This window comes from Pseudomonas sp. (assembly GCF_050739655.1).
Lineage (GTDB): Bacteria > Pseudomonadota > Gammaproteobacteria > Pseudomonadales > Pseudomonadaceae > Aquipseudomonas.
Window position 1 is genome coordinate 1 of record NZ_JBOIBY010000500.1, and the last position, 7,053, is coordinate 7,053.

Here is a 7,053-nt window from a genome sequence, read left to right on the forward strand (position 1 = left end):
CCCAGGACGATATTGTCTACGCGCATATCTTCGAGGCCATCCTCGAACAGCGTCTGGCGCCCGGCACCAAGTTGAGCGAAGAAGCGCTGGGGGAAATTTTCGGGGTCAGCCGCACCATCATTCGCCGTGCGCTGTCGCGCCTGGCCCATGAAAGCGTGGTGCTGCTGCGGCCCAACCGTGGCGCCGTGGTTGCAAGCCCAAGTGTCGAAGAAGCGCGCCAGGTGTTCATGGCCCGGCGTCTGGTGGAGCGAGCGATCACCGAGCTGGCCGTTCAGCATGCGACTGCCGAGCAAATCGCCGAACTGCGGCAGATGGTCAACGACGAGCGCGACAGCTTCTCCCGTGGCGATCGTGGTGCCGGCATCCGTTTGTCGGGCGAGTTTCACCTGAAACTGGCCGAAGCGGCAAAAAATGCTCCGTTGATCAGTTTTCAACGCAGCCTGGTGTCCCAGACTTCGTTGATCATCGCCCAATATGAAAGCGGCAACCGTTCCCACTGCTCCTACGACGAGCACACCCAGTTGATCGACGCCATCGAAAAGCGCGACGCTGAGCTGGCGGTGAACCTGATGATGCATCACATGGATCACATCGACAGCAAACTCAACCTCGACGAAGAAAGCGCGTCGGATGATTTGCATGCGGTGTTCTCGCATTTGTTGCATACCAAGAAGCCAGGGCGTTCGCCGGCCAAGATCTGATCCGAAACCGCGTCGCGCCAATCGCGGGCAAGCCCGCTCCCACAGTGATTTGTGGGGTTCACAGGATTTGCGCTCCACCGCAAATCCTGTGGGAGCGGGCTTGCCCGCGATGACGGTCTGACAGGCACAAAAAATCCCCCGGACTGAAAAGTACCGGGGGATTTTTTTATGCCTGCGAAACCTTATCGCTGATGCACCAGGTTCCCTGCCGCATAGGTCTGCAACACCGTCCGGTCATCGCCCAAAGTCATCAACACAAACAATGTCTCGGCAATGTTATTGGCCTGCTTCAAGCGATAGCTCAACAGCGGCGTGGCGTTGTAGTCCAGCACCAGGAAGTCGGCATCGGTGCCCGGTTGCAGGTTGCCGATCTTGTCTTCCAGGCGCAGTGCCCGGGCGCCGCCGAGGGTGGCCAGGTACAGCGACTTGAACGGGCTCAGGCGGGCGCCTTGCAGCTGCATGACCTTGTACGCCTCATTAAGAGTTTGCAGCAGCGAGAAGCTGGTGCCGCCACCCACGTCGGTGCCGATGCCGACGTTCAGTTTGTGCTTCTCGGCCATTGGCAGGTTGAACAGGCCGCTGCCGAGGAAGAAGTTCGAAGTAGGGCAGAAGGAAATCGCCGAGCCGGTTTCGGCCAGTCGCGCGCACTCGGCATCGCACAGATGCACGCCATGGGCGAACACCGAGCGCTCGCCCAGCAACTGGTAGTGATCGTAAACGTCGAGGTAGCCCTTGCGTTCCGGGAACAGCTCCTTGACCCACTCGATTTCCTTGAGGTTTTCGCTGATGTGGGTCTGCATGTACAGATCAGGGTATTCAGTGAGCAACTGGCCGGCGAGGGTCAGTTGCTCCGGGGTGCTGGTCGGGGCGAAGCGCGGGGTGACTGCGTAGTGCAGACGGCCCTTGCCGTGCCAGCGTTCGATCAGCGTCTTGCTTTCGAGGTAGCTGGATTCGGCGGTGTCGGTCAGGTAGTCCGGGGCGTTGCGGTCCATCATCACCTTGCCGGCGATCATCCGCAGGTCCAGCTGTTCGGCGGCCTCGAAGAACGAGTTCACCGATTGCGGATGCACGCTACCGAACACCAGTGCGGTGGTGGTGCCGTTGCGCAGCAGTTCCTTGATGAAAATATCCGCGACATCATCGGCATGGGCCTTGTCGGCAAACTGGCTTTCGCAGGGGAAGGTGTAGGTGTTGAGCCAGTCCAGCAGTTGCTCGCCGTAGGCGCCGACCATGCCGGTTTGCGGCAGGTGAATGTGGGTGTCGATGAAGCCGGGGGTGATCAGCGAATCCTGATAGTGGGTGATTTCGATGTCCGCCGGCAGGCTCGGCAGCAATTCGCTGGCGTGGCCGAGGGCGCTGATTTTGCCGTTATCGACCACCAGCAAGCCGTCTTCGAAATACTCGTACGAGGCTTCGATGCCCACTTCGGCGGGGTCGGCGATGCTGTGCAAAATGGCGGCGCGGTAGGCTTTGCGAGTCAAAGGCATGATCGTTCTCTATTTTTAAATTTGTCAGTTCGAAGCTTTCAAATTCGTGGCCTGGCTGCGGCGTGAAACGGGCAGCAGCTTGGCAATCGGTTCGGCGCTGGACGTTTGCTGGCCGAAATTCGCGTTATAGGTGGCGATGATTTCGCCGGCGATGGAGATGGCGATTTCCACAGGCAATTTGCCTTTAACTTCGCCGATGCCCATCGGGCAACGCATGCGTTGCACCACGCCGCTGTCGAAACCGCGGTCGCGCAGGCGATGTTCGAACTTCACCCGCTTGGTCTTCGAGCCGATCAGGCCGAAGTAGGCGAAGTCGTTGCGCTTGAGAATCGCGGCGGTGAGTTCGAGGTCGAGTTGGTGGTTGTGGGTCATGACGATGCAGTAGCTGCCGGCGGGCAGGTCATCGATTTCATCCACAGGTTCTTCGGACACGATTTTGCGTACGCCATGGGGGATTTGCTCGGGAAACTCGTCTTCCCGCGAATCGATCCAGCGCACCCGGCAAGGCAGGCTGGCCAGCAGTGGCACCAGCGCGCGGCCAACGTGACCGGCGCCGAATACGGCGATCTGCGCCTGGACCTGGCCCATCGGTTCGAACAGCAAGACGGTCGCACCGCCACAGCACTGGCCAAGGCTGGCGCCGAGGCTGAAGCGCTCCAGATGGGTGTCCTGCTTGCCGCTGGCGAGCATGTCGCGAGCGATCTGCATGGCCTTGTATTCCAGATGCCCGCCACCGATGGTGTCGAAAGTCTGTTTTGCACTGATGACCATCTTCGAGCCGGCATTGCGCGGGGTCGAGCCGAGCTCCTCGATGATGGTCACCAACACGCAGGGCTCACCCCGGTTTTGCAGGTCGGCGAGGGCGTCGATCCAGTTGTACATGTTCACCTCGACATCTGTGTTGTCTGTTCGGGCCTCATCGCTGGCAAGCCAGCTCCCACAGGATTTACGTGTAATCCAAATTTTGTGGACACCACAAAACACTGTGGGAGCTGGCTTGCCAGCGATGGGGACGCCTCGGTCTAGAGAGGAGCCAACTCGGTTTCAGTCTCAACGGCCTTCACCGCCTTCAACTGCCGCATCTGCTCACAACCCCACAACACCCGCTCCGGAGTCGCCGGTGCATCGATCTTCGGTTGATGTTTGTAGTCGCCGAGGCTGGCCACCGCATCTTTGATCGCACACCACGCAGCAATGCCGAGCATGAACGGCGGCTCACCCACAGCCTTGGAGTGGAACACCGTGTCTTCCGGGTTCTTGCGGTTTTCCACCAGCTTCACCCGCAGGTCCAGCGGCATGTCCGCCACGGCCGGGATCTTGTAGCTGGCCGGGCCGTTGGTCATCAGCTTGCCTTTGTTGTTCCACACCAGCTCTTCCATGGTCAGCCAACCCATGCCCTGGATGAAACCGCCCTCGACCTGACCGATGTCGATCGCCGGGTTCAGCGAGGCGCCAACGTCGTGGAGGATGTCGGTGCGCAGCATTTTGTATTCGCCGGTCAAAGTGTCGACCAGCACCTCGCAGCACGCCGCACCGAAGGCGAAGTAGTAGAACGGACGGCCACGGGCCTGGCTGCGGTCGTAGTAAATTTTCGGAGTCTTGTAGAAGCCGGTGCTCGACAGCGACACCTGGGCGAAATACGCCTGCTGGATCAGCGCTTCGAAGGTAAGGATGTGATCGCGAACCCGCACATGGCCATTGTGGAAAACCACGTCTTCTTCGCTGACCTTGTATTGCCGTGCGGCAAATTCCACCAGGCGTTGCTTGATGATTTCAGCGGCGTTCTGCGCGGCTTTACCATTGAGGTCGGCACCGCTGGAGGCGGCGGTTGGCGAGGTGTTCGGTACTTTGTCGGTGTTGGTCGCGGTGATCTGCACGCGGTCCATTTCCACCTGGAACACTTCGGCCACGACCTGCGCGACCTTGGTATTGAGGCCCTGGCCCATTTCGGTGCCGCCATGGTTCAGGTGGATGCTGCCGTCGGTGTAGACGTGCACCAGCGCGCCGGCCTGGTTGAGGAAGCTGGCGGTGAATGAAATACCGAATTTCACCGGCGTCAGCGCCAGGCCTTTTTTCAGGATCGGGCTGTTGGCGTTGTAGCGACGGATCGCTTCGCGGCGCTCAAAGTACTGGCTGCTTTCTTCAAGTTCCGCGGTCATCTCTTCGAGCATGTTGTGCTCGACGGTCTGGTAGTAGTGGGTGACGTTACGCTCAGTCTTGCCGTAGTAGTTGGCCTTGCGCACCGCCAGCGGGTCGAGGGCCAGATTACGGGCGATGGCGTCCATCACTTCTTCGATGGCGACCATGCCTTGCGGTCCACCGAATCCACGATAAGCGGTGTTCGACGCGGTGTTGGTCTTGCAGCGGTGACCGTTGATGGTCGCATCGCCCAGGTAATACGAGTTGTCGGAGTGGAACATTGCACGGTCGACAATCGAGGCCGACAAGTCCGGCGAACAGCCACAGTTGCCCGCCAGTTCCAGCGCAATCCCGTGCAGGCGGCCGGTGCTGTCGAAACCGACGTCATATTCGACATAGAACGGGTGACGCTTGCCGGTCATCAACATGTCTTCGACGCGAGGCAGGCGCATCTTGGTCGGTTGGCCCGTCAGGTGCGCAATCACCGCGCACAGGCACGCCGGGCTCGCAGCCTGAGTTTCCTTGCCACCGAAACCGCCACCCATACGGCGCATGTCGACGACGATTTTGTTCATCGACACGTCCAACACTTCGGCCACCAGTTTTTGCACTTCGGTGGGGTTTTGCGTGGAGCAGTAAACGATCATGCCGCCATCTTCGGTTGGCATCACCGAAGAGATCTGGGTTTCCAGATAAAAGTGTTCCTGGCCGCCGATGTGCAGCGTGCCCTGGATGCGGTGCTCGGCGGTGGCCAAGGCGCCCGCCGAATCGCCGCGCTGATGGGTGTGGCTATCGAGCACAAAATGACGTTTACGCAGGGCTTCGACCACGTCCAGAACCGGTTCGAGGTCTTCGTATTCGATGATCGCGGCCATTGCCGCCTTGCGTGCGGTTTCCAGGTCCTTCGCCGCGACGGCGAGCACCGGTTGGCCAACGAACTGGACATCATCGATCGCCAGTAGCGGATCGCCTGGCAGCAATGGACCGATGTCTTTCAGGCCCGGTACGTCTTCGTGGGTAATGGCGATGCGCACGCCTTCAAAGGCGTAGCAGGGCTTGGTGTCGATGCTGATGATTTTTGCGTGGGCACGGTCCGACAGGCGGGCGTATACGTGCAGCTGATTAGGAAATTCCAGGCGATCGTCGATGTACTGCGCTTCACCGGACACATGCTTGGCGGCGCTGTCGTGCTTGACGCTACGGCCGACACCGGTGGTCAGGTCCTTGGCGAACAGTTCAGCCAGTTCGGCCTGGGTCTTCTCTACGGCGTGATGATTAGACATAAGCGGTCACCCGAGTCTCGATGTGCGGTGTTTGCAGTTCGATGAAGTACTTACGCAACAGGTTCTGCGCGCTGAGCAGACGATATTCCTTGCTGGCACGGAAGTCCGAGAGCGGCGTGAAGTCTTCGGCCAGAGCGGCGCAGGCACGTTCAACGGTGGCACTGTTGAAAGGCGAGCCGATCAACGCGGTTTCGCAGCTGTTGGCGCGTTTTGGAATGGCCGCCATGCCACCGAATGCCACGCGGGCGTCGGCGATCACGCCATTGTCGAGGCGGATATTGAACGCTGCGCACACAGCAGAGATGTCATCGTCCAGACGCTTGGAGACCTTATAGGCGCGGAACAACTGCTCGGCACTGGCGCGCGGCACGATGATCTTCTCGATGAACTCGCTTTCCTGACGCGCGGTCACGCGGTAATCGATGAAGTAGTCTTCCAAAGCCATGGTGCGGCGGGTTTCGCCCTTGCACAGCACGATTTGTGCGCCGAGGGCGATCAGCAGCGGTGGCGAGTCACCGATCGGCGATGCGTTGCCGATGTTGCCGCCCAAGGTGCCCTGGTTGCGGATCTGCAAGGATGCGAAACGTTGCAGCAGTTCGCCGAAGTCCGGGTATTCGGCCTCCAGGGCGTCGTAGCAGTCTGAGAGGGCGGTAGCAGCACCGATTTCCAGACGATCATCGAAACGCTCGATGCGTTTCATTTCGGCGACGTTGCCGACATAGATCATGACCGGCAGGGTGCGGTGGAACTGGGTGACTTCCAGCGCCAGATCCGTACCACCGGCCAGCAGGCGAGCCTGTGGATAAGCGTCGTACAGGTCGGCCAGATCGGCCACGGTCAGCGGCACCAGGCAGCGTTTATCGCCGCTGTTGAGTTCAGCAATGTCGGTGGGTGCGATGGCTTTCAGTCGCGCAATGGTCTCGGCTTCACGGGCATCGAACTGGTCCGGTTGCTTGCCACCGCAGGATTGCTGGGCCGCTTCCAGGATCGGCCGGTAGCCGGTGCAGCGGCACAGATTGCCGGCCAGCGCCTCGTGGGCTTTGTGGGAGTCGGGCTGATCGCTGTTCTTTTGCAGGGCGAACAGCGACATGACGAAGCCAGGTGTACAGAAGCCGCACTGCGAACCGTGGCATTCGACCATGGCCTTCTGCACGCTGTGCAACTCACCCTTGTGCTTGAGGTCTTCGACGCTGATCAGTTGTTTGCCGTGCAAGGACGAAACGAACGTCAGGCACGAGTTGAGGCTGCGATAGCGAATGTGTTCGCGGCCATCGTCATCAGTCTGCAATTCGCCGACCACCACGGTGCACGCGCCACAGTCACCGCTGGCGCAGCCTTCTTTGGTGCCGGGTTTGCCCACATGGTCGCGCAGATAATTGAGCACGGTCAGGTTCGGGTCCAGGGCGTGCTCGCTACGGAGTTCCTGGTTTAGTAAAAACTGGA

The 7,053-nt window shown here is 60.0% G+C and carries 5 protein-coding genes; 1 reads left to right on the forward strand and 4 read right to left on the reverse strand.

The window, feature by feature from the left end; all coding sequences use genetic code 11:
- Window positions 1-701 (forward strand): GntR family transcriptional regulator (locus ACRESJ_RS23790; protein ID WP_431760092.1); only part of this gene is annotated, 701 nt, incomplete at its 5' end.
- A gap of 182 nt (window positions 702-883) precedes the next feature.
- Here the strand turns inward: ACRESJ_RS23790 and guaD are convergent.
- From guaD to xdhA, 4 genes are all read right to left on the reverse strand, one after another.
- Window positions 884-2,188 (reverse strand): guanine deaminase, encoded by a 1,305-nt coding sequence (gene guaD, locus ACRESJ_RS23795; RefSeq protein ID WP_431760093.1) that lies wholly within the window; start codon window positions 2,186-2,188, stop codon window positions 884-886.
- Between the two features lie 24 nt (window positions 2,189-2,212).
- Complete coding sequence (gene xdhC / locus ACRESJ_RS23800) at window positions 2,213-3,070, reverse strand: xanthine dehydrogenase accessory protein XdhC (protein WP_431760094.1); 858 nt, start codon at window positions 3,068-3,070, stop codon at window positions 2,213-2,215.
- A gap of 140 nt (window positions 3,071-3,210) precedes the next feature.
- Window positions 3,211-5,610, reverse strand: coding sequence for a xanthine dehydrogenase molybdopterin binding subunit (gene xdhB, locus ACRESJ_RS23805; protein WP_431760095.1), 2,400 nt, complete (start codon window positions 5,608-5,610; stop codon window positions 3,211-3,213).
- Window positions 5,603-7,053: xanthine dehydrogenase small subunit (gene xdhA / locus ACRESJ_RS23810; RefSeq protein WP_431760096.1), on the reverse strand; the 1,451-nt coding region annotated here is incomplete at its 5' end. The genes xdhA and xdhB, both read right to left, overlap by 8 nt.